The following is a 26099-nucleotide window of genomic DNA, read 5'->3' on the forward strand; positions in this document are numbered from 1 at the left end:
AGGAGGAATAAACAATGGCAAGAATGAAATTTTTGTGTGATGTGGAGCGGTGTATAGACTGCAGCGGTTGTGTTGTAGCCTGTAAAGAGGGCAATCATGTTCCGGTGGGTGTCAATCGTCGCCGTGTTATTACCCTGAAACAGGGCGAGCCCGGAGAGAAGTCAATTTCAGTTTCCTGTATGCATTGTTCCGATGCACCCTGTATTGCTGTCTGTCCGGTTGATGCCATCTACCAGCGTGCTGATGGAATTGTACTGGTGAATAAAAAAACCTGTATTGGTTGCGGTTACTGTTTTATGGCCTGTCCCTTCGGAGCACCACAGTTTCCCAAAGGCAATGTTTTTGGCGCAAGAGGTGCCATGGATAAATGTACATTCTGTGCCGGTGGTCCGGAAGAGACTTTCAGTAAAGAGGAGTACAAACTGTACGGCCAGAACCGGATTGCAGAGGGTAAACCACCCCTCTGTGCAGGAATGTGCGCAACTAAGGCCCTGCTGGCTGGCGATGCGGATGTCGTAGCAGATGTGTACCGCACCAGAGTGTTTCAGCGTGGTTCGGGTGTCAATGCCTGGGGCTGGAACAGGGCGTATAAAAAGAAATAGCCGGGTTGGTTTTCTGTTCCCACGATCCCAGTATGCCGGGATTTGTCGGGAACGGAAAACCGTCTCTTTGACTGGAGCATATTATGTGGAGAGCAATTCTGTCTCTGTTTCTGCTGGTGCTTTGTATACTGGCAGGAACAAATGCCTTTGCTTTGGAAGGGTACTCCTCTCCTGTACTGTCTGGAGAATCGGCTGCTGATTACTATCATCAGTTGATGACTTATATTACCGGGGACTGGCAGCAGTACGGTCAAATGTTTACGGCATTGCAGGGGGTGTGGTTCTGGAAGATTTTCCTTGCGGTCATTTCGATTATTCCCACTCTGTTCCTGATCCATTACCTGATAATCGGTGCCAAACGGTTTGCACATGACGGGGAGTATGTCTATTTTTTCAACCTCTTTAACCGGGTTGTTCATTTCTTTGCTGCGCTCTCATTTTCTTTACTGGTCATCACCGGATTGGCTGTAGTCTTCGGTTCCTTTTTCGGAGGTGGCGGTTTTGTCAAAATGGCAAGATATGTTCATCTTATTGCGGCTATGGTTTTTATCTTGCCGGGACTGCTCATGTTCCTCATGTGGTTTAAGGATATGTTACCGAAGTTGTACGATATCAGCTGGATGCTGATTCTTGGCGGGTATCTCAGTAAAAGGAAAAAACCTGTTCCGGCCGGAAAATTTAATGCCGGTCAAAAAATGTATTTCTGGCTTGCCACTGCCGGTGGTGGAATCATGGCCTATACAGGTTATCTGATCTGGGGATTTGGAGCAGATATTGACAGTATCCGTATTTCGATTATGGTTCATAATATTCTGGCAGCAGGGATTGTTGCCTTCTACCTGACCCATGTCTATATGTCCGTCTTTGCAATTGCCGGGTCCCTGGAGAGTATGAAGACCGGTTATAAACCGAAAGAAGAGGTGGATATCCTACACAGTAAATACGAATATGAATAAGTGTTTTTCCCTTGCAGAAAAAACCGGCTCTGCCCCAGGCAGCGGCCGGTTTTTTTATGCAACCTGAATTTTGTAATTGGCAATCTTGCAGGAGTTAAGTGCAAATTTGAAATTGCATTAACCAAAAAATTGAAATGGCAGACCTATGTTGAATTGTCAGAGGTCATGATATAAAGTAGGGAGGATAAGACTCTCAGTGTAAGTGATCAGGGGTACTGCATATTCACACGGTCGCAACTGCCCGCATAGATGGGCTATAGTGGCCAGTCACGCCTGCACGAATCTGCGGCTCTTCAGCTCATTTACAGGTTTGATGTGATGAAAACACAGAGTTGCAAATCCTGTGACCAATTACCTATCTGGACTGATGAGAAATGCGGGCTAATCTATATTAAGGAGAGGAAATGTCTGCAATTGTGACCTTTATAGGCTGGCACGACAGCGGTAAAACCACTCTTGCTTCGGCGGTGGTCAGTGAACTGAAAAAACTCGGATACCGCGTAGCGGTAATAAAATCCAGTAATGATTCAGGCCTGGAATTTGATACTCCGGGAACAGATACGTATAAACATAAGGAAGCCGGAGCGGACAGCGTTCTTTTCGTGGCGCCCGATCAGATGGTACTGCAGACCGGTTACAGCAATCTTTCCCTGACAACTTTGGCCCATCGCTATTTCCCGGATGTGGATATTGTTATCGGAGAGGGTTTTAAGACAGCCAGAAAGACAGCCAAAATTGAGGTGTGCAGGAATGTGGACCAGAAACTGCGTCGGGAGGTGCATGGTGTCATCGCTGTTGCCACAAATCTGGAGGGTGTGGCGGGAGACTATGTATTTCGCCTTGATGAAGCACCGGAAATTGCCGCATTTATAGAAAAAAGGTTTCTACTGCGAAAAGGTGCGCGCAGGCACAGGGAGCGTACGGCTCTGCTGGTTAATGGTCATAAAATTCCCATCAAGGATTATATCCAGGAAGCATTGGCCGAAACGGTGCATGGTTTTGTCAAAACCTTGAAAATCGGTCAGGACATTGAAGAGATCGAACTCCGTATCAGAATCCCAGGGGAATAATCATCACCTGTTCTGTCCCCGTTGACGTGATGCCAGTTCTTCTTCCTCCTGCAGAGCGGCAGCGGCTCCCGCACCTTCGGCAATGGTCTTGAGCTGGTTTTCAGGCAGAGGGTTGCCTCCGTTTGCATTTTGCAGGCCCGGAACGTCCACGATCACCTTCTTATGAGCATAGTAGATACCTTTTGCCACAAGGGCTTCGGTAATGCGTTTGTAGGCTTCCCGGCGTATGACAAAGTGAGTCCCGGGTTTGGCTGTAAACTTTACCCTGATGGTCATGACGGAGTTGGTGATTTGGTAGACCCCCTGGGATTTAACAGGTTGTATAAAATCCTTGCCAAGTTCCTCATCCTTCAGCATGGCCTGGCCGACTTTTTTAATGACCTTTCTGATCTGATCAATATTGGCATCGTAAGGAAAATCGAGGTTGAATTTTACAACCATTCCACCACGCATATAATTTGTAATCGCTCCAAGTTCACTATGGGGGACTATCTGCAACATTCCCCGGTGGTGCCTGAGCATTACATTTCTGAGAGTGATTGTTTCCACCGTCCCCGAAACTGATCCGGCGGTCAGGTATTCTCCCACCCGAAAGGCGTCATCCAGCAGAAAAAAGAAGCCGGAAAAAATATCAGCCACCAGTTTCTGGGCACCAAATCCCACGGCCAGCCCAATTACTCCGGCACCGGCAAGAAGAGGCCCGATATCCACACCCATGGAAGAGAGAATGGTCATGGTCACCATGACGACAAGGATGCTGCCGATGAATTTCCGAACCATGGGCAGCAGGGTGTAGGATCTGCCCCTGGTGGGCGCACTGCCGAATTCACCATCGCCGGAACTCTCTTCCTCTTCAGCCGGAAGTGTTTCCTGGATCTTTCTCTCTATCCAGGAGCTGATGAATCGCCAGAGAAAGAGGGCCAGGGCCATAATGATGACAGCGTCGAGCAGAACAGCAGTAAGATTGGATAAAAAAGGGATTTTTATGTTCCAGAGGCTTGCAAGCCAGATCAGGAGACTGATGAATACGCCGCTTCTGGCGAATTGATTTATTTTCAGATAGAATTGCCTGCTGTTTTCCCTGGCCGCGAGTTCTTCTTCATTCAGTTGATCTGTATTCTCTTCGTTTATACGGTAAATATTCAGGGTAATGACAGCATACCTGACCACCCATTGAATGAGCTGGTCGACTACCATCCAGAGAGGAACAATAAAAAAACTGAGGAGAAATGCTCCCCTGGTTTTCTGGTTCAGATCAGGATTTGCTATGTCATTTATCAGCAGAGCCCAGAGAACAATAATATAGAGCAGACCGGGAATGTGCCAGATAGCGGCAAATTGTTTTCGCCACCAGCTTCCTGCCATTTCACTGTTCCTGTTATTTTCGGTAAGATAATTTTTCACCTGGTTTTTATAAAGTAGAATGGCAACCGCTGCAGCCCCGAGAAGAAGGGTGGCAAAAAACAGCTGGAGGATTAGCACAGTATGCAGCGTTGCTCCCAGCCGTTTAATGACAACAGAACCAATAAGTGTACTGAAAATATAACCCAGGGACCAGATAAGAAACCTGTACATTTTTACGGCTGATTGATCTTCAAGTGGCAGGATACGAAACGCGGGTATCGATGGAGATAAAATGAGATGAAGAACGATTGATGTTGCGCGGACCAGGGCTATTGTCAGCAGGATGGCCAGAAAAAACAGCTGCACAAGCGATGAATTTATCCCGGCAAAAAGAAAAAAAGTAGAATAGGAGGCCCCGAAAAACAGCAGCAGGCCGATAACATCCGGAAGTTTTTCTGCAATTCCGTTGATAAATCTGTCGCTGTTAGACATTTTTTCAGAGCGGTCCGGGCGAAATGTGAAATATTTTTTCAAGATAAATTTTTTTGCGAGGATTTCCACTGTCAGACCTATGGAAACAAAAAGCAGAACAAGGAGAACATTGGTCATGGCGCCAGTAAAGGTGGAATTGCCAAGTGGACAGAGCGACAGGAAAACCCTGTAAAGGTCTGATGGAATATCGGGGATTGAGTACCAGAGCTGCTGGAGTTTACGTTCGGATTCATCGGTGTTGCTGGAAAGGGAAGTGAGCATCCTGTCAAAAATATTGGCGGGACCTCCTGATGCCTCAATAGCTTTTTCTTCAATAACCTGTTTCTTCAGTTCTTTCAGCAGCAGTTGTCTTACCTGTTCGTCGCTGAGTTCTGCCACCAGGAGTTCAGTGTTTTTTTTATCCTGTGTCAGACGTACCTGATCGTTGGGTGCAGAATTGGCTGACGCCGCGTATGATTGCGGCGCCGGAAGGGATAAAAAAGAAAAAGTAAAGAGTATGAGGAGTATCAATAAGAGAGGTTCTGGAAATTTCTTTTTGTTCATTCATCCCTCCGGGTCATGTTTAAAACGAGGCGAAAAATAGGGTTGCAGGACTTCCGGAAGGGCAATAGTGCCATCCTCCTGCTGGTAGTTTTCCATAATGGCGAGAAGGGTTCTGCCAACGGCGAGTCCTGACCCGTTCAGGGTGTGAACCAGTCTGCTTTTTTTCTGGCCGTTGGGACGATACCGAATGCCGCCCCGGCGTGCCTGAAAGTCGAGAAAATTGGAGCAGGAGGAAATCTCCCTGTAACAGTCCTGGCCGGGCAGCCAGACTTCAATATCATATGTTTTGGTTGAAGAAAAACCAAGATCACCGGTGCAGAGTGTGACAACGCGATAATGGAGTCCAAGCATCTGAAGGACTGTTTCCGCATCATTGAGAAGGCTTTCCAGTTCATCAGATGAGGTTTCCGGTGTTGTGAATTTTACCAGTTCCACCTTGTCAAACTGATGTTGTCTGATGAGCCCCCTGGTGTCTCTTCCATGACTCCCTGCTTCTGATCTGAAACAGGGAGTGTAGGCGGTATATTTAATGGGAAGGTCATCTTCGTTCAGGGTTTCATCCCTGTGAATATTGGTAACAGGAACCTCAGCAGTGGGTATGAGATAGAGATCCCAGTCCTTTATCTTGAAGAGGTCCTCTGCAAATTTTGGCAGCTGTCCTGTCGCGGTCATGGAAGCGCTGTTTACCATGAACGGCGGTAGAACTTCCTTGTAGCCATGGCGTTCGGTATGCAGGTCCAGCATAAAGTTTGTCAGAGCCCGTTCCAGCTTTGAAGCAAATCCTTTCAGAAGAGCAAATCGGGCACCAGACAGTTTTGCTGCAGTCTCAAAGTCAACAATGTCCAACTGTTCTGCCAGTTCCCAGTGCGTTTTTGGGGAAAAGGAAAAAACCGGTTTCTCTCCCCATTTTTTAAGTTCGATATTATCTTCTTCATTCTGGCCGACGGGAACAGCGTCATCACAGAGGTTGGGTATTGCCATGACGATTTCCTGCAACTGTTCCTGGATGGTTGCCAGTTCGATATCAAGTTCCTTGATGCGGGTACTGGTTTTTTTCATCTCGTCAATAAGTGGCTCTGCTTTTTCCCGGTCGGAATCATTTCCCCTTTTGAGGACAGCGATTTCAGCGGATGTGGTGTTTCTCTTGTTTTTCAGTCCTTCCACTTCTCCCAGGAGGGTAAGTCGCTGTTGATCAATGAGAATGAATTTGTCCAGAAGGGTTGTTTCCATTCCTCTTCGAACGGTTTTTTCTTTAACAAGGTCTATATTTTCGCGGATAAATCGTAATTCGAGCATGGTCTTGTCCGGGGATATTTTATAATTATATGGATTTTCAGGAAAACCTGAAATATTTCAGAATTCTGAAAATAACAGTACACCTATTAAAATGAAGATATATTGATATCTTTGTAGCATGGCTGCATGGTGAAATCAACCTCTATCAAATTGCATTTTTCTTCTGCTTCTGATAGGTTGTCGGATACTTCGATATCCTTGTGTTGCAGGAGAACAACCTTTGGTTGCGGGATTTTCAGATAAGGGCAGATACAAACTGACAATTGAACCAGTATCTTGAACGATGGCTTTTCATAATTCATTTATAATTTTCCTCTCCGAGTTACGAAAATCCATACGTGCTCTTGCGGTTACCCTTTTTTGCTGCACTGTGGCGATTTTTTTTCTTTCTCCTGAGCTGCTGCATTTTGTTCAGGCGCATCTGGCGGAAAAACTCTATTTTTTTTCAATAGCCGGCCCATTTCTCGCCCACGTAAAACTTGCTCTTTTCGCGGCGGTATATTGCCTTATGCCCTGGGTGATGACCCTGTTGTGGCGAGCCATGGGGAAGCCTTTCGGCGTTGCGGGTGGTGAGCTTTTTTTCTTTATCCTCTTTACCTGTCTGCTCTTTTATGGCGGCACATTGTTCTGCTATTTTGTGACCCTGCCCTTTGGTATTCAGTTTCTGCTTGGGTTTGGTTCAGAGGAGTTGAAGCCGGTTATTTCAATCGGCCGTTTTGTGAATTTCACAACGATCTTCATTCTCGCTTTCGGGTTTATCTTCGAGTTACCTATTTTTATGGTGTTTCTAGCCAAAGTTGGTGTATTTACACGAAAATTTTATGAAAGGAACAGGCGGTATGCCCTGCTGATTATTGCCATCCTGGCGGCTCTGCTGACACCGACCCCGGATGTAGTCAATATGCTTATGATGGGAGGACCTCTTTATTTGCTTTATGAGTCTGGTATAGTGATTTTGATGGTACTTCGTGTGCAGTAGCACACTATTTAATCACGTAATTTATCCAAATTCTTCGAGCTTAAAGCCATGTTTTGACAGCAGTGCAGCGGTAACACCACAGACACCTGTGGAGGAGCAGGATGGACTGCGGGCTTTCAGCAGGACTGCCGTAACAGGCTGGGATCTGGCAATTGCCAGAACCTGTTCAGCTCCCCTGATGAACTGTCGGGTAACATCTGTCCCGGTTTTTGTACGGACACGCGCCCTGCCGCAGAGGACGTCGTAACCGTCACCACCGCAGATATCCGCTGCTTCCCGTGGTGTCGGCATACCACCGAGCTGTTCCGGACAGATGGGGATCCAGATTTTGCCCTTCAGTCTTTCCAGACAAGCCATATCCTGCTTTGTCTTACCGTCATAGCGTGTACAGAGTCCCGTCAGGCAACTGCTGACCAGATAGAGTTCAGGTTTTGAGTTGTTTCTGCTTTCAGTCATGAGTCATTTGGTGGAATAATGTTGAAAAAGAGAAAAAACAGACCATCACAGAGGATTTCTCCAAAACAGGAGCGGCTGTTTTATAGAATAGTCGCTTTTCTGGCACTGATTGCCCTGTTGTGGATTGTTTTCGCACCCGGCTCCGGTTTATTCGGCTACTACAGGTCCCGGGCAAAATTGACTCGATTGCAGAATGATGTTTCTCTGCTTGAGAAGGAAAACAGTCAGCTCAGGACAGAAAACGATCGATTACGGAATGATCCGGTATATCTCGAAAAAATAGCCAGGGAAAAATATAATCTTCTGAAAAAAAATGAAAGGGTCTTTGACTTTTCAAAAGGAAAACCAAAGACCCTGGAAAAAAAATAATGTTGTTTCATGATATTATATATCCGGCTGGTTCACACGGAACCTGTGCTTTCAGGCTCAGGAAAACCCTGATTTTGCTGAGCACCCTGAAAGGGCTCCTGCCGGAATGGATGACCCTTTGTTGAGCCGGTAACTGGAGGCGGAAATTGTTTTCCGTACATCCGGACTTCCGCATTGTGTGCAGACAGGATCTTCCCTGGAATCTGATGAAGTGGTCAGGACTTCAAACAGGTTGTTGCATGCATTACATCTGTATTCATAGATAGGCATAATTTCACCTCCTTGTTTTGATACCCTTTCATGAGAAAACTACTGCGTGATTCGGGGAAATTGAACAATATTCCTTTGCATACGAAAATTAATGTATTGTTTCCGGATACTATGAGCAGCGTGGATATCTGAAAAGAAATTATTCCAGAAGAGCTTGAAAAATATCACACTGTTTACAAATTTCAATTTTTTCCTTCTGGGAAATATCGTGGGTGCAGTCACATTTGGTTCCACAGAGGAACCAGCAAAGATGGCCGCTCTGGAATTCCCAGGCAGGGCATGTTTCTTTTACGTCACACTCCTTTTTTTCCCAACAGGGTGTGAGGCTGTTTTTTCTACCCCGTTGATTGATCAGCAGGAAAAAGATCTGTCGCTCAATATGGGCAGGTATGGTACGCCATCCCTGCTCATAGCTGTGGATTGTTTTAAGCGACATGCCAAGGAGTTCAGCCAGTTGTTTTTGTGTTTTTCCCAGTTTTTTCCGGGCAATACTGAATTCTTCTTTAATCAAGGGTCTGCCTCGTCACATATAGTTTCTGATACCATGATTATCCTGGAGTGGGCTTGAAAAAATAGTTTTTCAAGGTATCTCTTTTTTCCTTTCACTCTTTCTGTTGAAAGCCCAAGAAAATCAGATAATTCTGGCCACAGGATATTGCTAAAGTAGTTCCTAAAACAATTAAATTCATATCTAAAATAACCATTCAACAAGTGAATACCAGAAAAAATTTAAAAACGCAGTTTTTTTTCATCCATTACGAATGAGAAAAGATTTTTTCCTTTTTTGACTTATGGTATTCTTACAGAATAGGAAATTCAGCCGGATTTTTGTGTTGCAGAAGAGAAAGCTGTTTTGCTGACAAAAATTCTCGTTTTTGGTCAGACAAGGTAATCAACAACAGGTATATCCATGAAAACCAAATTTAATTTACGGTTGTTTGCTGTACTTTCAGCGGTTTTATTTTTTGCTCTGGCTGGTTGTGTCCACTATATGAATCCAAAACCAGGGACTGTTGCGGTAGCCCAATTTCGCATACCTCTGTCGGGTGTCGGGAAGGAGAAGTCCGTCTGGAAAGGAAAACATCTTGATATTGCCTACAAGATAGACCAGAAGGAGGAGCAGGCAGAAATATCCGGAGAGGTCAGAATTCATGAAAATCTTCTGATGTCCTTTCCGAAACTGACCAGGCTGCGGGTAAAAGTTCATTTTCTTGATGATCACGGTAGCGTCCTTGCCTCTGCCGGAATCACCCCGCTCTATTCCTCTTATTCAGAAGTTACGGAACCACTGGTATTTCATACTGATACCGTTATTCCTCCGGAAGCTGTTTCCATAGTATTCAGTTATTCCGGTCTGCTTACCGGACAGTTCAATGAGCCGTCAGAAGGTTGGGATATTGACTTTTCCCCGTTTTGAAGAAGAACCTGAATTTATGAAAAATGCGGGTTGGCAACACAATGAGAATACGGTTGAAATATCTGACATGACTTTCTGTAAAGATACTGTCTCACTGATTCTGGGCAGACACTATCTAATAAATACAATTTTCCCTTTCCTGCCTGGTTGGTTCTTATGCGTATGAATGATCTCCCCGAATTTGTAAAAAATATAAGGTCACTCCTCTGTTACCATCGAGGAATTGGTATTGATTCTTATCCATTGAAGACTGAAATATCGCTGTTTCTGGAGATAAAACCGGATCAGGTTAATCATGGAACTGCCGGCATGGGAAAGGTATCTGCGGCTGTGATACCTGGAAAGGATCCCGACCCCGAACAGGAAGCTAACAGACCGGCTGCCCTGAACTCTCTGGTTGAACTGAAAAATGAAATCGCAATATGTCGGAGTTGTGATCTGTGTCGGGATCGTATCCGTTCTGTTCCCGGTCAGGGAACGGAAAAGAGTCGGCTTATGGTTGTCGGGGACTGGCTGGCTGCTGTGGATGGCGACCATCTTGAGGCAGGTCTTGTCTTCGGTGTTGAACAGGACAGGATGCTCTCAAGAATGTTTTCAGCCATAAACGTGTCTTTTGAAGATGTGTATGTAACCAACGTCATCAAATGCGCCATTCCAGAAAGCTGTCACCCCCTTGCCACTCATGTTCGATGCTGTCTGCCGTTTTTAAGGCGCCAGATTGATGCAGTTCAGCCGGATATTCTCTGTATTATGGGCGGTGTGGCGGCCAAGGCGATACTTGATCAGACCCGATCCCTGTCACAGTTACGCGGAAAATTTCATGAATATAGAACAGAAAGGGGGCTTGCAGTCCCGGTCCTGGTCACCTATCATCCATCTTTTCTGCTGGAGAATCCTGAGATGAAGAAGGCAACCTGGGAAGATCTCCAGTTCTTGGCGAAAAGATTGCTCGGATTTCAATGAGATTCGCAGAAATATATTAAATGTCCTTTTCAAAATTGTCTTTTACCTAAATCCTGCAATTGGCAAGTTCGGAGTTTTCGCTACCTGTCGGAGATGCAAGGCATCAAGGGCGCCGACGTATTAACATACTTCAAGCCCTTGATAACGATGCAGATACGATAAAATTGCCAATCCTGCAGGGCGAGGGAATAAAGAAAAAAAGTGCAGGATTTAGGTTTTATGGTTTCCTGAGAACAATAACTCCCCGTCTACCGAGTTCACGCAGGAAAGCGGTGACGGATTGTTCCGCCTCCTGAATGGAAAATCTTTTTGTTTCTGCAAATTCTTCAATAAGTGTTTTGACGTTTTTTTTCCCGTCTATCATGCACCACAAGGTGGCTCCCAGTTCATCGAGCTCCAGTTTTTTTGTCGGTTGCAGTTCCTGTTCCCTTTGGAACCGGCGGGCAATTTGCAGAAAAAAGGGTTTGATATTCAATGGATATTCAATTCTGATTACACCGTTGTCCATTCGTTTCCAGTCGATGTCAGGCAGATGGCAGGGCGTGCATGCCAGTGATTCGGTCCTGTCCATGGGTGGGGCGTTTTTTTTAGATTGAAACAGTTTCATATTCTGGTTGGTTCGGAATACATATTTCGGGAGGAATGGGTTGTGTCGATTCAGCCACCATGGAAAAAAGAGTGTTGTTATCCGGGTCATGCTGAATTGAAGCCCGGATAAACGGTTTTTGTCGTTTGAGCCGGGATAAGACTTGAAATGTCATGGAAGGATATCGGTACCCTCCACAGGAGAGATCCGTGCGGCCGTTTTTTATTTCATTTTCGGAGAGACCTGAGAGGACAGCAAGAATTTCCTGCAATGACTGGTTTTGGAGTCTGATATCAGCCGGACTCAGTCTGCTGCAGTGGAGGTCGAGTTTTTTCAACCTGAACGAGAGGCAGCCAAAACCCGGTCTGAAGGAGAATTTATGTAGAATAAATGTGGACGGTAAAAGCAGATCTGATCCCTGAAAAGACCAGAGATGGGGTTCTTCCTGAAGAAAATGGCATGAGAGTGAAGAGAGGGCAGCAAGAGGGGCAGCAAGGTTTTTGTCACACTGGTTCAAATGAAAGAGAATAAGTTTTCCACATGTTTTGCAGGAGAGAATGCCGCCTTCCGGACCGGGTGTCTCCTTTTTACCGTAGCAAAAGATATGATAGTGTTTCTTGAGTGAAAAGAGTTTTTCTTCAATCTGTTTTTCTTCGATGTCGTTGTTTTGTTTCTGCAGTTTCCTGAGCATCGATTGGTGTGTAGCCGGTTTACGGGAGTCAGGAATTTGCCAGCGTATTTCCAGCAGAGGCTGAAAATCTTTTTCAAAAATCAAATGGGTATGGCCATTGATATGCAAGGTCCAGGAACGGGGAACTGTCAGGCGGATACCATTCCATCCCACATGGGTTGTGTTCATGGCATTATCTATCTGTTCAATCGGGGATGAGATAGGACCAGTCACTTTTTTTCAGGTCATTTTTCTGTAGTGCAGAATTTTTTTCATGCATTTCATCACACATCCGGTTGAAGCAGAGTCGTTCTTCTTCTATGCGTTCGGGATAGGATAATTTGATGACATTGCCGATGGTTTCGTTTGGATCTTTGGCATTGAACTGGAGACTCATGCTGACACGGTTCTGGTCCTTATCAATAAAATGCCATTTCCATACGTGCAACAGGCCGAAGGAATCTCCGTTCCAGGAGTCGGGGGCGCCGAATTTTGCCCGGAATTTTTTGAGCAGCTTTTTATAAAAGGACTTGGATTTATCCGCGTATTTCAATCTGATTCTGAGGATTTCATTTTTATATCTGCAGACGCCGTAAGAGATAATGCCTTTCCTGAAGCCATGCCTGTCTGTAATGACAACTTCTTTCATAAAATTGGACTGTACTATATCCGGGTATTCACTAATCTGTGTTCCCAGTGAAATGCCCCCTACAGAATGGGGAACAGATTCAGCGGCAAATGATACCGAGACAAGCAGTAGAAAAGACAGTAGAGTCAGACTGGCTATATGATATTTCCTCATTTTCCTTCACCTCAAATTGTTGGCACACGTTTGCAGGTAAGTGATCAGGGGCACCGCATATTCGCACGGTCGCGACTGCCCGCATAGTGGACTATAGCGGCCAGTCACGCCTGCACGAATCTACGGCACCCCTGATCACTTACAGGGGTAGGGTAGATGAAAACACAGAGTTGCAAATCCTGTGACCAGTTACGTTTGCAGTCTTTTGAAAATATGTGTACCAGGCCCACTTCTGTCAAGCATTGCCTTGTCATCAGTAGGCCATATGACCAAGGGATTTCATGATCAGGGCAAAGCCCATGGCAAACATACCACTCAGTCCCATCCCGCAGGAAAAACCGGCAAGCAGGACCGGCGCATATTGTCGCCACATGGAGCCGTATTTTTTCAGGAAAAAATAGCGGCCAAGAAGAGCACCTGCCACTTCCAGTATCAGGCCATGGGGAGTGGACTGGCCCAGGCCTCGTACGACACCGTAGATCAGCAGGACCGGGAGGCCGAAAATACTGAGGACAGCATACATGATGAGGCCGAACCCAAGGCCGGAGAAAACCGTCGCCCCGTTGAGTGCCTGGTAGAACATTGAATTACCTTCCAGGGTAGATGTCTGCATGAGCAGGGTATTGAGGGCCTGCAGGTGCCAGAGTTCCTGGGCAAAGGGGTAACTTGCCGACGGGATCGGCGCCAGTCGCCAGATGAACTGAGAGAAGACAAGGCTTGCTGTCATTACAATGGGAAAAACCAGTAGTTCCGCTTTGATAATGCCCCTTATTGAAGTTCCTGTCAGTTCAATCTGCCTGAACTGGACGGTGGCTTCTCCGTAATTGTGGATGGGAATGGGGGCATACCATATTTCAATACCCTGGTAGCCGAAGAATTTTGCCCCGGCTATGAAACTGGCCTCTCTTACAAGGGGAAGACTGACAAACTGTCCTGCTATTCCTTCCATTCTGGCGGTAATATAGGAAATAACCGGGGTATACACAAAACCGTAGGCAAGAAAAAAGAGCCATGGAAAAGAAGGAACCAGCCAGACACAGAGCCCCACGTAGGCAAGGGTCGAAAAAAAATAGATGGCGATGGCGATCCAGAAATTAAAATCACCCCTGCCCGGAGGAGGATTGAAAAGGTCTTTTAATGTACCCCTATTGCCTTTGGAGTTACGGATGGAATGAATAACTGACCAGACGCCGATAAAACCAATGGCAAGACCGAGACCAATACCAAAACTCATGTAGAAATCAAAATTATTGGCGAATACTGTATCCACTGTAGCCATTCCCGGGTGCCAGCGGTGGAGGATACCGGCGGAGTAGAGCAGGGGGTTGAGAACTATGGTGATGATGAGCCCGATAAAACCGCCTATAACAGCCCAGAAGGGAAGGACCATTCCGACAAACAGCAGGCCGAGATCAAGTTGCAGGCCTGTGGCAACAGCGGGCAGAAAATCTTCTGTATAGCCGGTAAGTTCAATCCATGGAATGGGGATCAGTCGAATCTGTTCCGTGAAAATCAGGCCGGAGACAATGGGTAACAGGACGTAAATTGAGCCAAACCCAAGACCGATGACTCCACCTATGGAAAAGACACGCCATTTCCAGCTTGCCTTTTTTTCCTCGGCGGACTCGGCAAGGGCCATTGTACCGAGTGCTGCAACCGGAGCCATGGGGAAGGGCAGTTTCTCCACATCCGAGGTGATTCTATAGAGGGCGTAACCCAGGCCGAAATGGTCAATACGCTGGATAATCTGCGAGCCGACAAGGAGCAGAATAGGGATCAGCCAGTCCCTGTGGAAAAAGCTTCTTTCTATCATTGATGGTGAATCCGGTCCGGGAGCGACCCAGCTGGGAATGAATTCGGTTACACCAAGCATACGCGCGGCATCTGACTGGACCAGGTACTGGTTCCAGAGCAGACCGGAAAATGGTGAGGCAAGGGCGGCACCTGCCATATAATAGAGGAGAAATATTTCCTGTTGCTTGAGGTCAGAGTGGGCACGTTTGGCAATTTCGGCAAAGAGAATAATGGTGACCCAGCGTGCAGCGGGGCCAATACCCTGGCCGATTACCAGTTGCAGATACATGGAACCCGGCATCATCAAAAAGCCGATAAAAACGGCACCGATGATAGTCTTCCAGTCGAACCCTTCCTCAAAATGGTCGGGGGGAGGGAGCAGATCCCGGTATTCTTTCAGTTCCTTGTCATCGTACATTCAATACCTTTTCAATTCTGGAGCCGGATGGTTTGGTCAGTCCTCAGTTGGGAAGGACTTGGTAACTTGTATCAGCAAAAAGACCGATCAATGCCCAGCCGCCTCCCATGAGGAAATCTCCAATTATAAGACCGATAAAAAAATACTGTAGTTTCCTGAAAAGTGTAATACCCCCATATCGCATGCAGAGAGCGTTGCATGCCCAGCCGATAAAAAAACTGACCCATAAAATCCGCATTGCGGAGCTGTAAGCTGTCAGGTAACCAATGGGGTGGATTGGCCACCAGTAGAACCTGTGGTAACAGGTCACCAGGATCAGCATGAGCACTGCACCTGTGATTGTAAAAATAAATACCCAGCCACCTGTGTCGGGGGCTGTTGTGGCAAGACGATAAATATTTTCATAAACCGAAAGAGTTGTGCGTGTTGCCCAGTCCAGTTGCAGCTCACGGATACCAAATCGGTAGCAGAGAAGGAGCATCGCCAGGATTGAAGTAGCCATGGATGCTGTAATGGTTACAGCCAGAGAGGTAAACAGGATAATAACCGGTTTTCTACCCTGGTGGAGGTGACGGGCATGGAGGAGCGAAGGCATGAGTGATTCTCTCAGGTCGACAAAGAGCATCTTCTGGCTCATACCTGCCAGCAATCCGTTTGTTCCTGCAAATATTTTAGCACCGAAGAGGGCGATGATTCCATCTGTCGGTGCGGCGGTCAGGGTAAAATAGGCAATGCCCCCCTGGCAGATAATTCTGGTGGCTACCAGCATTATCATAAAAAAGGCTCCTGTGACCATGGTTGCGGCAAGAGGTGTCATGCCCAACTGGACATACCAGCAAATGATGAGAAATATTCCGATGAATGTTCCCCAGAAGGAAATACGCACATCGACCAGGCCGGAATGTTCAGGGTCTGGTTTTTTCAGGAAGAACGACTGTTTGCAGACATCAAGGAGATGTTGTCTTGCCAGCCACACCAGGAAAAAAAAGAAAATACCGTAGGCTCCAATCATCTGCATTTCTTCAGGTCGAGCCAGGGTTGGTCCAAAGGTAATGCCAAGTTCTGATGCGGGTATTGAGTAGCCTAGCAGATCAAGAATACCATAGAGAAGGGCACCAAAAAGAAAGAAAAACCAGAAGGAAAAGGAAATCTGCCTCGATGTGAGAAAAGCAAAGCCGATAAATGCCGGATAAATATATATTTTCAGTTTATGAAAGCCGGTGAAAAGACCGGAAGCAGGAAAATAGGGTCCGGCGAGAATAAGGGTGGGGATTGCCGGGACAGAAGGAAAGTAAAGATTCAGTCCGTTCAGAAGATGAAGCATGACTGGTATGGAGAGGCCGAACAGGAGGAAGCGGTTCAGAAAAAAATCCGCAGTGGTTCCACTGTCCACAGCTTTGCTGATCATCTCCGGTACCTTGAGGAGGGGGAAGTTCATACGTTCATTTTCAATCCACTGTCTGGCGAGAAGATTGATTAGAAAGAGCATGACACTGTAAGAGAGGAGAACAAAAACAGACCAGGTGCCAAGGGGAACAAGCCATGCGGACCATGGAATCTTCGGTATCACTTCCAGCCAGCTCATGCTTCTGCCACCGGCGATACCGTTGTAGAGCTGCTCAATTGCGGCATGGTCGGAGGGAATCAGGGATGGGGGAATGAGAGGATGAAGAGTCTCCTGCCAGCGATTTCCCATGGAGGCAAAGTGGACGGGTGCTGTGAGGTTTACCAGAAAGGTTCGGGCAAATCCGGTATAGGCGATACCTGAGCCTATTACCGTTTCTATCCAGATGATCAGAAGCTCGGACCCTGTGAGCAGTAGTGAAGTTTTGAACAGTCGGGAAATGAGGGTGATTACCAGGGCCAGCAGGATGAATATGAAAAACGGTGCCAGGGGGAAATGACCACCGCCCAGGGGAGTTGCCTGCATATAGATATTATTATAGGGTGTGAGCAGACATATCCCCATGGCAAGCAGGATACCGATAATTCCGGCTCGCAACCTGATGGGTTGTTTCCTTTTTTTCTCACCACTGTTATTCATATCCCTCCATTTTTTGTGCGATGGTATCCCGGAACAACCGTTCCAGTTCTCCATGTGTTTCACTGTCAATGGAACGCCAGATCAGGAGCTGTTTTCTGAGTTCATGGAGAAAGGATTTGTTGATTCGCCGCCAGACGCCGGATTCTCCGGAAAACCGTGTCAAAGAAAGTTGTATTTCAAGAAAATCACTCTTGTCCCCTGTTGGACGGAACCCGATTTCAACCTGTTGCATGATACCGAAATCAAAAGGAGCCAGCCAGACCTTTGTACTGATGTGCAGCCAGCTCGGGTTACTTTCTGTTTTAACGTACTTGCGGGATTGTGCATGGATCTTTTCCATTTCATCCAGGGTTGAACAGTAAAGCTGTACATTCACCGGCCCTGTGGAGAACAGTCCATGGGAGATATCCTGGTGACCCTGCAGATAAGTGTAGAGGAATGCGCCGACAGACTCATATTCATGTGGTTTCAGCAGAAACGGCAAGGTGAGTTCCATGGTGTTATCAACAGCTGTGGGCAGTTGAAATGTCTGGTTGATATCGGGAATGGCAATACGCGCAGCCACTTTTGAAGGGTAAATAACGGAAATAAGGACAACGGCAATAACCAGGACCATGGCAGCAACACCGGCCATGGAAGAATAGTTGACTGTGATCCCCTGCCAGAGTGATGTTGACGAAAAAAGGGCTGCTGAAACCTGGGCAACCAGGTAGCCCAGGACCACGGATATGACGGCAAGGGCGATGGCCTCGGCAACAAACAGAAAACTGACATGGGAGGGGGCCAGCCCCACGGAGGTATAGACGGCTATCTCACTTTTCCGTTCGTGGACAGAGCTGATCATCGTGTTCAGGACAATGAGAATGGAGATAAGCAGGGGGATGATAATATTGGGTACTCCGCTGTAATTCATGGTGTCACTGATATTGTAGAGACGGACTCCGTCCTTTTCGCCGGTAAAAATTGCCAGGTTGAAGCGATCCGTCAGCCTGGAGGCTATCGCGGGAATATTTTCCACCCGGGCTGGTCTGATTGCCAGATTTTTCAGCTTACCGCCTGCGGCCAGCAGGGTATGGGCAGGAATAATGGCAACCTGATTCGCGGGAATATGCCGATACCTGCTCTGGAAGGAGCGGATATCATCTCCGGACTCCAGGGCATCCTGCTCCACATCAGTGAGGTCCGATGTCGATTCATCAGGGAAGATTACAGGGGTCAGTGGCTCCCCGTCCAGATCGACTGCCTGGTCAAACTGCTTTCCATTAAAAGTGCCGATCACAGTAAAGGGAATACCCCACAGGGAAATTTGATTGTCTGAGTGAATGTCCACTCCCAGTTGTTCGGCCATCTGTTGTTCAAGAAGAATAGCCTGGTTGTCCCGATCTGTGAACCAGCGCCCGGAGATGAGCAGGCTGTCAAGCCCGGTTACCGCCGCTTCGTTGGGGCTGAGCCCGATCAGGCCATGTATCTCAAGTTCCCGGCCGTTTTTTCGCAGCGGGACGGTGACCGGCTTTGTAGGATCCCCGGTTTCAAGCCAGATACGGGGCGCCGGTTTATTCACTCTCGTCATGCTGTTTAAGAGAATATCCGTTGCCTGGGGAGGCAGGCTCTGCCAGTTGAGTTTTTTCAGGAGGAGCCCCTGGTAAGGAGCATCAGCTCGAAAATCAAGACGGACCTGTTTGCTGTTGGATTTGATGGTTGTAAAACTCATTATCGTAAAAGTGAGAATAATGAGCGTAGTACAGGTGAGAATGGTTCGCAGTCGTCTTCTTCTTAAATTGGAAACTCCGAGAAAAAAGGCGGCCACAAATGCCTTCCAGCGGCTGATTTCGTCGGGACGTTTATGGGTGGCCCTTCGTTGGAGAAGAATCATTTCATCTTCAAATCTGAAGAAAATGATGAGGGTAACCATGAAGGAGAGTCCGATGATGAAAAAAGCGAGAATGACCACCAGCGGGCTGTAGGCCAGTTCAAAGGCCGGGTGGACATTGTATATGAGAGTTATAAGAATGACAAGAATAAGAAAAAAGCCACTGATTCGTTTGTATATGTGGTTGAAGTTAAACAAAAAACGTTCCATTACAAAGGCAAAGGGAACAAAAAGTGCTATGTAGAAGAGAACCCCGAAGAGTACATCTTTCTGGGTTTTTTCTATCTGCACATAGACTCTTGCGGCCAGAGCCAGGGATTCGGCGCTGTTTTTACGGCTTTTGGAGTAGATAAGTTTCTGTAGAGATTTTTCGCTTTTTTCCAGAGCTCGCAGTCCTCTGGTTTTCAGATCATTGATTTTCTGATCAAAAATCCCATGTCGTTCAAGATTTTTAATACGGGGGGTAAGCAGGGTCCAGGCATCCCTTGCCGCGTGGAGTACTGTATTGGGAATTGACGGGTACATTTCAACCGGATAACCTGTTCCCAGTGGATTCTTTTTTGAACCGTTGGTGAGGATCATCTTATTGGTCAGCACAGTATCAGACAGGGTCAGTTTCAGTCGTGTTCCCGCTTCCGTGTAAATGGACGAGATGATGGAATCCCTGGTGTCGATCCTGCTGTACCAGAAATGCTGGGGTGGGCCGTCCCGTCGGCCATCGTAGAGATGCAGTTTAGTCATATGGGCGAAGCTTCGTGGCTCGAGAAGATCAAAAACCGTGGTTTGCAGACATTTGAACAGGATCAGGTCCGTTTTCATGGATTTTCGCAGAATCTTCAGCCGGTAATTGACCTTTCCTGTTTCTTTTTTATCTATAGCCCAGATAGCTTTACCCGTTGCTTCATCAAATCGGTATCCTTCGATAATCAGTTTGTCGAGAACATTTTTTTTGTCGGCAAACCCCTTGATACGGAAATAACCGGATTCGTCGACCATGGCATAATAACGATTGAGGCCCTGGTAGGCGAGAATGGTGGTTTTTCTGGCTGGATAGTCGGCAAAGAGTTCACCCTGGAGAAGCAGGTTGGTCCGGGCCGTCAGGGTGGAAAAACCGTTTCGGGGAAGTTTCTCGCCATGGAGTTTTGGCGCTTTGGTTAATTTCCGGATGAGTTTGTCGACCAGGTTGGTTTGGTCATGGAGGTAGGACCAGTTTATATGGTCTGTCGTATCGTAGGGAGTTCCCCAGAGGATTCTGCTGTCTCCAGTGGTGACAAGGCTGAGGCCAAGGTATCCCCCGAGAGCGCTCACCTCCCCTCCGAGAACCGGTTTGTCAAAGAACCAGGAATCCCAGCTGCGCATCCGTGTTGGCCTGAGACTGTTCTGGTAGCGGGCAAGAGAGGTGGCAGCCGTTTTTGTTGTTTCAAAAATATCAGCAACGGTACTGTAGATTCCGGTTCTGTTGATGGTTTTTTTCAGGGGATAGAGCCAGCCCCTGTGAAATCCTCCAACACCGTTCCCATGACTGGAGAGATGCAGGCTGACAATGGCGGCCACTTCTTCATATTCCCGGACTTGCGACCGAAACGCTTTGGCTGATTTCAGAGCTTTGAGCTGGCGTTTTGCATCCTGAATGCTGAGTTCATTTTTCTCCATTGCCGACGGGATGATTTGTCTGAGCATGTCCATCTGCCGGCTATCCAGGTTGTGAAAATCTTCAACCCATTCCAGGCGGCGGTAGGATATTCTTTCTTTGGCAAGTTCCTTGATCATGACTGAGGTATCTTCCGTCTGTCTGGCGAGACGTAACTGCATGAGCTTGGTGGCAAGACGGTCTACACGCAGTTTCAGTTCCTGTTCTATTGCTTTTTTCAGACGAAGATCTCTTTGTTTATCTGCGGTAAGAGGAAAATGTATATTTTTCAGCAAATTCAGGTTTCTGTTCCTGGTCGATATAGTTTTCTGTAGTTTTCTCCTGTATTTACGCAGTTCTCTGGAACGTTCATTCATACTCCATATGGCGTCCCGCATACCGGCAAGAGTCTGGCTGTTACCGCTGGTGGCCAGGAGCATGACCGTGCGATCCGGTGGAGATTTTTTCAGCTTCCTGCCAATTTCCAGAAGAGTTGCAATAGAAATTGCGCTGTCGGCACCTGGAGAGTCCTCCGTTACATATTCTTTATTGTCAAAGAATGCTTCAAGGATCAGCAGTTCCTTTTTTAATGTGGGATCGTTACCGGGAATAATCGCATAAATATTGCGGGCAAGGTAGTTTTCCCAGACAGTTGAAGAGCGCAGTTCCACCCGGCCGACAGGTTTGCTGTCGAGGGATTTTTCCTTCAAAGGGCCGAAAATTTCGTCAGCCTTCATCCGGCTCATCCAGAAGCATGGAAACTGAACAGGTGAGAGTTCGTGTTTTTCTGTAAAAAACACTTTACCCTTCGGTTCTCTGCTACCAACATAAATAAGAGCCCTGGCCCCTAAAGAGGCAAGCAGTTGCCAGTTATGGCCCGAATCAAAGTCCATGAGGATGATTGAATCCCGAATCTTTTTCCCATCCAGATCCTTGAGATCACCATGACGAACATAATAGAGCGAGCCGGATAGCGTTCCGTCAGTAGCTTCAGGAGTAATTGTGTTATAAATGAATGGTTGGAGAGGGAGAGTTTTTCCATTGAAGGTGAGTTGTGCTCCAAGAAAACGGCGGACAGGAATTTCATAGTACTGGGAGGCTGGTTCAAGTCCCATTGACTGCATTTTCTTCTCAACATATTCCGCAGCCTTTTCATACCCTCTGGAACCGGTTGTTCTGCTTCCGTATCTGCTCAATTCTTCAATTGTTCCACGGACGGAATCTCCGGTATTTTGTGTTTCGGCCATTACCGAAGTGTTCCAGACGAGACTGGTGCATAGCGTACAAAAGAGGTAGAAGACGGGAAAAAAGGGCCGAAGAAATAAAGTCATAAAGGAGAAGATTCCGTTTTTCAAGTTTGTTGGACGGGGATTGAATTTATGTATCGGCTGTTTCCAGTTTGCCGGTACGTATATTGAGTTCTTCACGCTGCTGTACTTTGTCTATACGTCCATCCCGTATCCAGACGACCTGGTCGGAAACATTAAGCATTTTGTAATCATGGGTGGCTGAAATGACCGTGACACCACGTTCCACACTGAGTTCTTTAAGCATGCTGATTATATCTTCTCCGGTGGTGAGATCCAGATTGCCCGTCGGCTCGTCCGCCAGTATGATTGATGGTGTATTGGCAAGGGCCCTTGCAACGGCGACCCGCTGCTGTTGTCCGCCGGACAGTTCTGATGGCCGGTGACCGTGTCGGCCGGAAAGTCCCACCTGTTCAAGCAGGGCCATTCCTCTGTCCAGAGCCTCATCACTGCCTACTCCGGCAAATGTCATGGGCAGGGTAATGTTCTCAAGAGCTGTCATGACGGGGATAAGGTTAAATGTCTGAAAAATATAGCCGATTTTCCGGCAGCGGAGCCAGGCGAGTTCATAGGCATCCAGTTGAGCGATGTCCACCTCATCAATGAACACTTTACCACTGGTCGGTTTGTCGAGGCCGCCGATCATATTGAAAAGGGTTGATTTGCCTGAGCCGGAAGGTCCCATGATGGAAATGTATTTTCCTTCTTCAATCTCAAGGTCGATTCCCTTCAGTACTTTTACAACGATTTTGCCCAGGTCAAAGTTTTTGGTGACTTCACTGACTCTTACTATTTTTTTTGTATCAGCCATTTTAAAAGTTATTTATTGTCCTATTGTTCAACCCGCATTGCTTCAACAGGACGCATGCGGGCCGCAATTATTGCCGGGTAGAGAACACCCAGAAGACTTAAAAATGTTCCTGTGCACACCGTGATGGCCATGGTTATGCCTATAGCACCCCATGGGATAAATGGAAAAAATGAATATCCAAATCGTGCAAGAGAAGTCACAAGTGCGGAGAGAGCTCCCAGGAAAGATCCGAGAACGGATCCGCTTATTCCCATTATTGCAGCTTCAAGAAGAAAAATCCGGACGATGAAGTGATCCAGGGCTCCCAGGCATTTCAAAGTTCCTATTTCCCGGAATCGTTCTGTAACGGACATCAATTGGGCATTTACAATACCTACAACACAGACAAGAAGGGAGAGAAAAAGTATCCATTTCTGTTTGGCAGAGCCGGTAACTGCGCTCTCTCCCGGTGAGATGTCAAAACCTATTCTGGTGAGAACATGGACCAGTTCCGCGTCTCCGCTGGAGAGAGCACCCTGGGCAATATTATTACCAACCTGGATAAATGCGAGAAAGGCAACGGCCAGGACAAGGCTCATGGTGGTGACCATTGATCGGAAGAAACGGACACGGATTGACTGGTAAGCCATCTGGATGGATTTGCGCAAAGGAAGTTCTACTAAGCGTCTCATGTCCCCCCTGTTGTTTCCGGAGTTTTTTGAAATCTGAAATCAAGATAGAGTCAGATAGTGGCAGTGCTGATAATTTAACTCTAGTTTTTTCATTTTGTCTTGTCAATGGTACTTCCGGCAGGAAGTAAATCATTGAAAAGAACAGGAACCAAAGAGGGGCAACCTGCCAGTTTTTCAAGGAGGATATCCAGAAAATCAAAGGCTCTTTTGTTCATTCGCTGGTGATGAATCATTACGCCGAATTGTCCTGAATGAATACCTTGTTCCAGTTCGTTCAGCAGGTTTACAAATCCAATGGCGGCTGACTGTTCTTTCCTGGTATGGAGATCAACATTGACCTGGATATCAGGAAGTGCTGGTATCGTTTGCGGCTCGGCCCATCGCTTCGTGAAAGAGCCATGAAGTTGAGATCAGCAAGGGTTTTAATGGTCACCCTACTGCAACGGTTCCAGGGGGGAGTGAAAATGGGTTGAAATTCAGGACCAAGCAGCGTTTCCAACCTTTCTTTTCCCAGTCGAAGACTTCTTTTGATCTCATGTTCTGCCCGGGCGGGGCCAAATTCCTGTTTCTTACCTTTTCTTTCAAAATTTCTGTGCTGGTAACCGTGCTGATGCCAGCACCATTGGGAGCTGTTTTTCCCGGTGATGTCCTGAAGGATTTTCAATCGTTTTTCCGTAAGCCAGGTGGGAACCGTAGCAAGGCAAAGGGGCAGCTTATGGCGGAGAAAACAGGTAATAAGCTGTTGGAAATTTGAAGAGGGAATGCCGATATCATCAGCCCGGAAAAAAACAGGTATGGGAGATGAAGCCTGTTGGCATAACCTGTCTATCAGGGCAGCAAGATCTGATTGTATTGTGTTCGTTGCAAGGCTATAGAGGGTGGCTGTTTTGCTCATGATTTTGTGGTTTTTTATTACCGGAAATACGTTCAGTCCGGCAATTCATACAGTTGGATGTTTCAGGATTACTTGAACAGTCCAGCGGTTCTTCTAGCACCGTCAAGATCAATATCAGCAGGCTGTCGTCTGCAGGGAAGCATTTCCATTATTTTTTTTCTTAGCTTTTCCGGGGCAAGATCACTGTCTTTCAGCAGGCGGACGGTACTGTGGTGTTCCAGGGCAAGTGCCCGCATTTTCTGTTCCCTGTTCTGGTTGAACGGATGGACCAGCGCGGGAATTTCCGCCCGGAGCAGATTCATGCAGCTGTTGTACCCAGCCATTGAGATTGAGAGATCAGCTGCTTCGAGCCAGGATGGGAAAATATCTGAAAACGTATCAACACGGATTTTTTCTGTTTGACTGTTTTTCAGTTTTTTATGAAAGGATTTCCTGCTGAAGGGGCCTGTAAATATCTGCAGAAAAAAATCTGTCTGTCTGGAGAGTAATCTGCAACCTGCCATGACCGCCTCAAGGAGTTCTCCCCCCACACTGCCGCCGCCGATACTGGCAACAATAAGGGGGGTGGATTCTTTCAGGTTCAACATTTTCCGTATTTTTTTACGGGCATTGAGCGGTTCAGGGCGGGGCGGACAGATAAAACCGGTATATTCCAGAGGAATTGTTATTTCATTTAATCGTTCAAAAGTTCTGTCAAGGGTAATTACCTTCGGATCCGCGTGGATAAATATACCATCATAAAATGTGTTCAGTGTTTTGATGACCCTGTCCTCGAATTTTTTCTTTCCGCCTGTTTTCTCAACCAGGATGTCGCGGACACTGGAGTAATTCCGGCAGGGTGGCAGGGAACCATCTTTTATTCCGTTGAGAACAGGGTCAAGCTCAAACCTGAAAGCTTTTCTGCCGAAGGGATAGAGCTCGGTGATAAATACCTGAGGGCGGTATGTCCTGAAATGGGAAAGAAGCAGCTCTTTTCTTGTTTTTTTGACTTGTTCAAGGTTCAGACCGGTCTCGCAGGGTGCCAGATTCTTGAAATCACTGTCCATCTGCAGGCCAGGGAGAGTGAACAGGGAGAAGGCTGATGGTGCAGGAGTTGTTTTCGGGCCACCGAGTATTAATGTCACCTCATGTTTTTCAGCGAGCAGGCGACAGATTTCCAGGCTGCGATGGAGATGGCCTACACCCAGTACATGCTGGCAGTAGAAAGAGATCCTCATCTCTTTTCCCCACACGGAATATTAAGTTGTCGTGTCGAAAGATTACTACCGTCACCGGTGATGAGATGGAGCCTGTCGGGGTTGAGCAGTGGGTCGTCAGTCGGAAGAAATTTTCTTCCGGTAATTGCATAAAGGGTACACTTGATAACACCCTGGTGACAGACAACGAGGATATTTTCTCCAGGATAAGCACGGGCAAACTCATGTAGTGCTGCAGATGCGCGTTCCTGCACTGCCTGTCGTGTTTCTCCGCCTGGCGCACAAAATGCCCATCCTTTTTTTACCCGATTTTCAAGTTCTTGTTCGAAATGCGCCTTTACATGGGAAATAGTCAGCCCTTCCCATTCTCCCCAGCTCTGCTCTCTCAGGCGGTTGTCAAATTCTGTGGGGACATTCAGTTGTCTGTTCAGAATTGCCACTGTTTCCCGTACCCTGCCGAGATCACTGGCTATGATCCTGTTCCAATTGAAATTTTTAAGAAAATGAGCCCAACGGGTTGTTTGTTTTCGGCCGTCAACCGTTAATGGAGAATTACGGCTTCCCTGAATTTTTTTTACTGTATTCCATTCGGTTTGACCATGTCGCAAGAGACCGAATGTTGTGATGTTGAGGGTTTGTTTTTCCATT

24 protein-coding genes are annotated in these 26099 nt (G+C 46.9%); 7 read left to right on the top strand and 17 right to left on the bottom strand.

Annotated elements, in window-relative coordinates; genetic code table 11:
- The first annotated feature begins 14 nt into the window (after window positions 1–14).
- The 3 genes from fdh3B to mobB all read left to right on the top strand — a co-directional run bounded on the left by fdh3B (window position 15) and on the right by mobB (window position 2628).
- Entirely contained in the window at window positions 15–602 is a 588-nt protein-coding gene (gene fdh3B, locus LO777_RS01495) for a formate dehydrogenase FDH3 subunit beta (protein ID WP_228855819.1), read from the top strand.
- A gap of 83 nt (window positions 603–685) precedes the next feature.
- On the top strand, window positions 686–1558 hold the full coding sequence (locus tag LO777_RS01500) for a formate dehydrogenase subunit gamma (RefSeq protein ID WP_228855820.1): 873 nt from the start codon (window positions 686–688) through the stop codon (window positions 1556–1558).
- A gap of 404 nt (window positions 1559–1962) precedes the next feature.
- Window positions 1963–2628 (top strand): molybdopterin-guanine dinucleotide biosynthesis protein B, encoded by a 666-nt coding sequence (gene mobB / locus LO777_RS01505; RefSeq protein WP_228855821.1) that lies wholly within the window; start codon window positions 1963–1965, stop codon window positions 2626–2628.
- A 3-nt stretch (window positions 2629–2631) separates the two neighbouring features.
- On the opposite strand, the gene LO777_RS01510 is transcribed toward mobB, so the two are convergent.
- Entirely contained in the window at window positions 2632–5007 is a 2376-nt protein-coding gene (locus tag LO777_RS01510) for a mechanosensitive ion channel family protein (protein WP_228855822.1), read from the bottom strand.
- Entirely contained in the window at window positions 5008–6303 is a 1296-nt protein-coding gene (serS, locus tag LO777_RS01515) for a serine--tRNA ligase (protein WP_228855823.1), read from the bottom strand.
- A 283-nt stretch (window positions 6304–6586) separates the two neighbouring features.
- Here serS and tatC point away from each other — a divergent pair, with 283 nt between their 5' ends.
- Window positions 6587–7282, top strand: a complete 696-nt coding sequence (gene tatC, locus LO777_RS01520) for a twin-arginine translocase subunit TatC (RefSeq protein ID WP_228855824.1) — start codon at window positions 6587–6589, stop codon at window positions 7280–7282.
- 21 nt (window positions 7283–7303) lie between these two features.
- On the opposite strand, the gene LO777_RS01525 is transcribed toward tatC, so the two are convergent.
- Complete coding sequence (locus tag LO777_RS01525) at window positions 7304–7738, bottom strand: DUF523 domain-containing protein (protein ID WP_228855825.1); 435 nt, start codon at window positions 7736–7738, stop codon at window positions 7304–7306.
- Window positions 7739–7756: 18 nt separating this feature from the next.
- On the opposite strand from LO777_RS01525, the gene LO777_RS01530 reads away from it, so the two are divergent.
- Window positions 7757–8107 carry an FtsB family cell division protein gene (locus LO777_RS01530; RefSeq protein ID WP_228855826.1) on the top strand — a complete coding sequence of 117 codons (351 nt, stop codon included), beginning with the start codon at window positions 7757–7759 and terminating at the stop codon, window positions 8105–8107.
- A gap of 57 nt (window positions 8108–8164) precedes the next feature.
- Here the strand turns inward: LO777_RS01530 and LO777_RS01535 are convergent, their stop codons facing one another.
- Together LO777_RS01535 and LO777_RS01540 are read right to left on the bottom strand one after the other, a co-directional pair.
- Window positions 8165–8377, bottom strand: a complete 213-nt coding sequence (locus LO777_RS01535; protein WP_228855827.1) for an FmdB family zinc ribbon protein — start codon at window positions 8375–8377, stop codon at window positions 8165–8167.
- A gap of 139 nt (window positions 8378–8516) precedes the next feature.
- A complete protein-coding gene (locus tag LO777_RS01540) occupies window positions 8517–8888 on the bottom strand; it encodes a helix-turn-helix domain-containing protein (protein ID WP_228855828.1) in 372 nt (123 codons plus the stop codon).
- 399 nt (window positions 8889–9287) lie between these two features.
- Here LO777_RS01540 and LO777_RS01545 point away from each other — a divergent pair, with 399 nt between their 5' ends.
- Both LO777_RS01545 and LO777_RS01550 read left to right on the top strand, forming a co-directional pair.
- Window positions 9288–9794 carry a hypothetical protein gene (locus tag LO777_RS01545; RefSeq protein ID WP_228855829.1) on the top strand — a complete coding sequence of 169 codons (507 nt, stop codon included), beginning with the start codon at window positions 9288–9290 and terminating at the stop codon, window positions 9792–9794.
- A 156-nt stretch (window positions 9795–9950) separates the two neighbouring features.
- Entirely contained in the window at window positions 9951–10757 is an 807-nt protein-coding gene (locus LO777_RS01550) for a uracil-DNA glycosylase (RefSeq protein ID WP_228855830.1), read from the top strand.
- A 217-nt stretch (window positions 10758–10974) separates the two neighbouring features.
- Here the strand turns inward: LO777_RS01550 and LO777_RS01555 are convergent, their stop codons facing one another.
- The 12 genes from LO777_RS01555 to LO777_RS01610 all read right to left on the bottom strand — a co-directional run bounded on the left by LO777_RS01555 (window position 10975) and on the right by LO777_RS01610 (window position 26098).
- On the bottom strand, window positions 10975–11364 hold the full coding sequence (locus LO777_RS01555) for a PqqD family protein (RefSeq protein ID WP_228855831.1): 390 nt from the start codon (window positions 11362–11364) through the stop codon (window positions 10975–10977).
- Complete coding sequence (locus LO777_RS01560; RefSeq protein WP_228855832.1) at window positions 11345–12247, bottom strand: hypothetical protein; 903 nt, start codon at window positions 12245–12247, stop codon at window positions 11345–11347. Before LO777_RS01560 ends, LO777_RS01555 begins: the two co-directional genes overlap by 20 nt.
- Window positions 12219–12815, bottom strand: a complete 597-nt coding sequence (locus LO777_RS01565) for a hypothetical protein (RefSeq protein WP_228855833.1) — start codon at window positions 12813–12815, stop codon at window positions 12219–12221. The genes LO777_RS01560 and LO777_RS01565 overlap by 29 nt, the downstream gene beginning before the upstream one ends.
- 253 nt (window positions 12816–13068) lie before the next feature.
- Complete coding sequence (locus LO777_RS01570) at window positions 13069–15027, bottom strand: OPT/YSL family transporter (protein WP_228855834.1); 1959 nt, start codon at window positions 15025–15027, stop codon at window positions 13069–13071.
- A gap of 43 nt (window positions 15028–15070) precedes the next feature.
- Entirely contained in the window at window positions 15071–17071 is a 2001-nt protein-coding gene (locus LO777_RS01575) for a DUF6785 family protein (RefSeq protein WP_228855835.1), read from the bottom strand.
- On the bottom strand, window positions 17064–21818 hold the full coding sequence (locus tag LO777_RS01580) for an FtsX-like permease family protein (protein WP_228855836.1): 4755 nt from the start codon (window positions 21816–21818) through the stop codon (window positions 17064–17066). The genes LO777_RS01575 and LO777_RS01580 overlap by 8 nt, the downstream gene beginning before the upstream one ends.
- 130 nt (window positions 21819–21948) lie before the next feature.
- On the bottom strand, window positions 21949–22689 hold the full coding sequence (locus LO777_RS01585) for an ABC transporter ATP-binding protein (RefSeq protein WP_228855837.1): 741 nt from the start codon (window positions 22687–22689) through the stop codon (window positions 21949–21951).
- Between the two features lie 20 nt (window positions 22690–22709).
- On the bottom strand, window positions 22710–23360 hold the full coding sequence (locus LO777_RS01590) for an ABC transporter permease (RefSeq protein ID WP_228855838.1): 651 nt from the start codon (window positions 23358–23360) through the stop codon (window positions 22710–22712).
- Between the two features lie 89 nt (window positions 23361–23449).
- Window positions 23450–23593 (bottom strand): hypothetical protein, encoded by a 144-nt coding sequence (locus tag LO777_RS01595; protein WP_228855839.1) that lies wholly within the window; start codon window positions 23591–23593, stop codon window positions 23450–23452.
- Between the two features lie 50 nt (window positions 23594–23643).
- Complete coding sequence (locus tag LO777_RS01600; RefSeq protein WP_228855840.1) at window positions 23644–24255, bottom strand: polysaccharide deacetylase family protein; 612 nt, start codon at window positions 24253–24255, stop codon at window positions 23644–23646.
- Between the two features lie 68 nt (window positions 24256–24323).
- Window positions 24324–25472: a glycosyltransferase family protein gene (locus LO777_RS01605; RefSeq protein ID WP_228855841.1), complete on the bottom strand. Its 1149-nt coding sequence runs from the start codon at window positions 25470–25472 to the stop codon at window positions 24324–24326.
- Window positions 25469–26098 (bottom strand): histidine phosphatase family protein, encoded by a 630-nt coding sequence (locus tag LO777_RS01610; RefSeq protein ID WP_228855842.1) that lies wholly within the window; start codon window positions 26096–26098, stop codon window positions 25469–25471. The genes LO777_RS01605 and LO777_RS01610 overlap by 4 nt, the downstream gene beginning before the upstream one ends.
- Between the last annotated feature and the right edge of the window lies 1 nt (window position 26099).

Origin of the sequence: Desulfomarina profundi (assembly GCF_019703855.1) — a bacterium.
In the GTDB taxonomy this organism is placed as follows: Bacteria; Desulfobacterota; Desulfobulbia; order Desulfobulbales; family Desulfocapsaceae; genus Desulfomarina; species Desulfomarina profundi.

Excerpts from the sequence above, each read along its gene's own strand:
- LO777_RS01555 (WP_228855831.1), bottom strand. The coding sequence starts at position 11,364 with ATGAAACTGTTTCAATCTAAAAAAAACGCCCCACCCATGGACAGGACC.
- LO777_RS01530 (WP_228855826.1), top strand. The coding sequence starts at position 7,757 with ATGTTGAAAAAGAGAAAAAACAGACCATCACAGAGGATTTCTCCAAAA.
- fdh3B (WP_228855819.1), top strand. The coding sequence starts at position 15 with ATGGCAAGAATGAAATTTTTGTGTGATGTGGAGCGGTGTATAGACTGC.
- LO777_RS01510 (WP_228855822.1), bottom strand. The coding sequence starts at position 5,007 with ATGAACAAAAAGAAATTTCCAGAACCTCTCTTATTGATACTCCTCATA.
- LO777_RS01535 (WP_228855827.1), bottom strand. The coding sequence starts at position 8,377 with ATGCCTATCTATGAATACAGATGTAATGCATGCAACAACCTGTTTGAA.
- LO777_RS01585 (WP_228855837.1), bottom strand. The coding sequence starts at position 22,689 with ATGGCTGATACAAAAAAAATAGTAAGAGTCAGTGAAGTCACCAAAAAC.
- LO777_RS01525 (WP_228855825.1), bottom strand. The coding sequence starts at position 7,738 with ATGACTGAAAGCAGAAACAACTCAAAACCTGAACTCTATCTGGTCAGC.
- LO777_RS01610 (WP_228855842.1), bottom strand. The coding sequence starts at position 26,098 with ATGGAAAAACAAACCCTCAACATCACAACATTCGGTCTCTTGCGACAT.
- LO777_RS01605 (WP_228855841.1), bottom strand. The coding sequence starts at position 25,472 with ATGAGGATCTCTTTCTACTGCCAGCATGTACTGGGTGTAGGCCATCTC.
- LO777_RS01500 (WP_228855820.1), top strand. The coding sequence starts at position 686 with ATGTGGAGAGCAATTCTGTCTCTGTTTCTGCTGGTGCTTTGTATACTG.
- LO777_RS01545 (WP_228855829.1), top strand. The coding sequence starts at position 9,288 with ATGAAAACCAAATTTAATTTACGGTTGTTTGCTGTACTTTCAGCGGTT.
- LO777_RS01550 (WP_228855830.1), top strand. The coding sequence starts at position 9,951 with ATGCGTATGAATGATCTCCCCGAATTTGTAAAAAATATAAGGTCACTC.
- LO777_RS01570 (WP_228855834.1), bottom strand. The coding sequence starts at position 15,027 with ATGTACGATGACAAGGAACTGAAAGAATACCGGGATCTGCTCCCTCCC.
- LO777_RS01575 (WP_228855835.1), bottom strand. The coding sequence starts at position 17,071 with ATGAATAACAGTGGTGAGAAAAAAAGGAAACAACCCATCAGGTTGCGA.
- tatC (WP_228855824.1), top strand. The coding sequence starts at position 6,587 with ATGGCTTTTCATAATTCATTTATAATTTTCCTCTCCGAGTTACGAAAA.
- LO777_RS01600 (WP_228855840.1), bottom strand. The coding sequence starts at position 24,255 with ATGAGCAAAACAGCCACCCTCTATAGCCTTGCAACGAACACAATACAA.
- LO777_RS01590 (WP_228855838.1), bottom strand. The coding sequence starts at position 23,360 with ATGAGACGCTTAGTAGAACTTCCTTTGCGCAAATCCATCCAGATGGCT.
- mobB (WP_228855821.1), top strand. The coding sequence starts at position 1,963 with ATGTCTGCAATTGTGACCTTTATAGGCTGGCACGACAGCGGTAAAACC.
- LO777_RS01580 (WP_228855836.1), bottom strand. The coding sequence starts at position 21,818 with ATGGCCGAAACACAAAATACCGGAGATTCCGTCCGTGGAACAATTGAA.
- LO777_RS01595 (WP_228855839.1), bottom strand. The coding sequence starts at position 23,593 with ATGATTCATCACCAGCGAATGAACAAAAGAGCCTTTGATTTTCTGGAT.
- serS (WP_228855823.1), bottom strand. The coding sequence starts at position 6,303 with ATGCTCGAATTACGATTTATCCGCGAAAATATAGACCTTGTTAAAGAA.
- LO777_RS01565 (WP_228855833.1), bottom strand. The coding sequence starts at position 12,815 with ATGAGGAAATATCATATAGCCAGTCTGACTCTACTGTCTTTTCTACTG.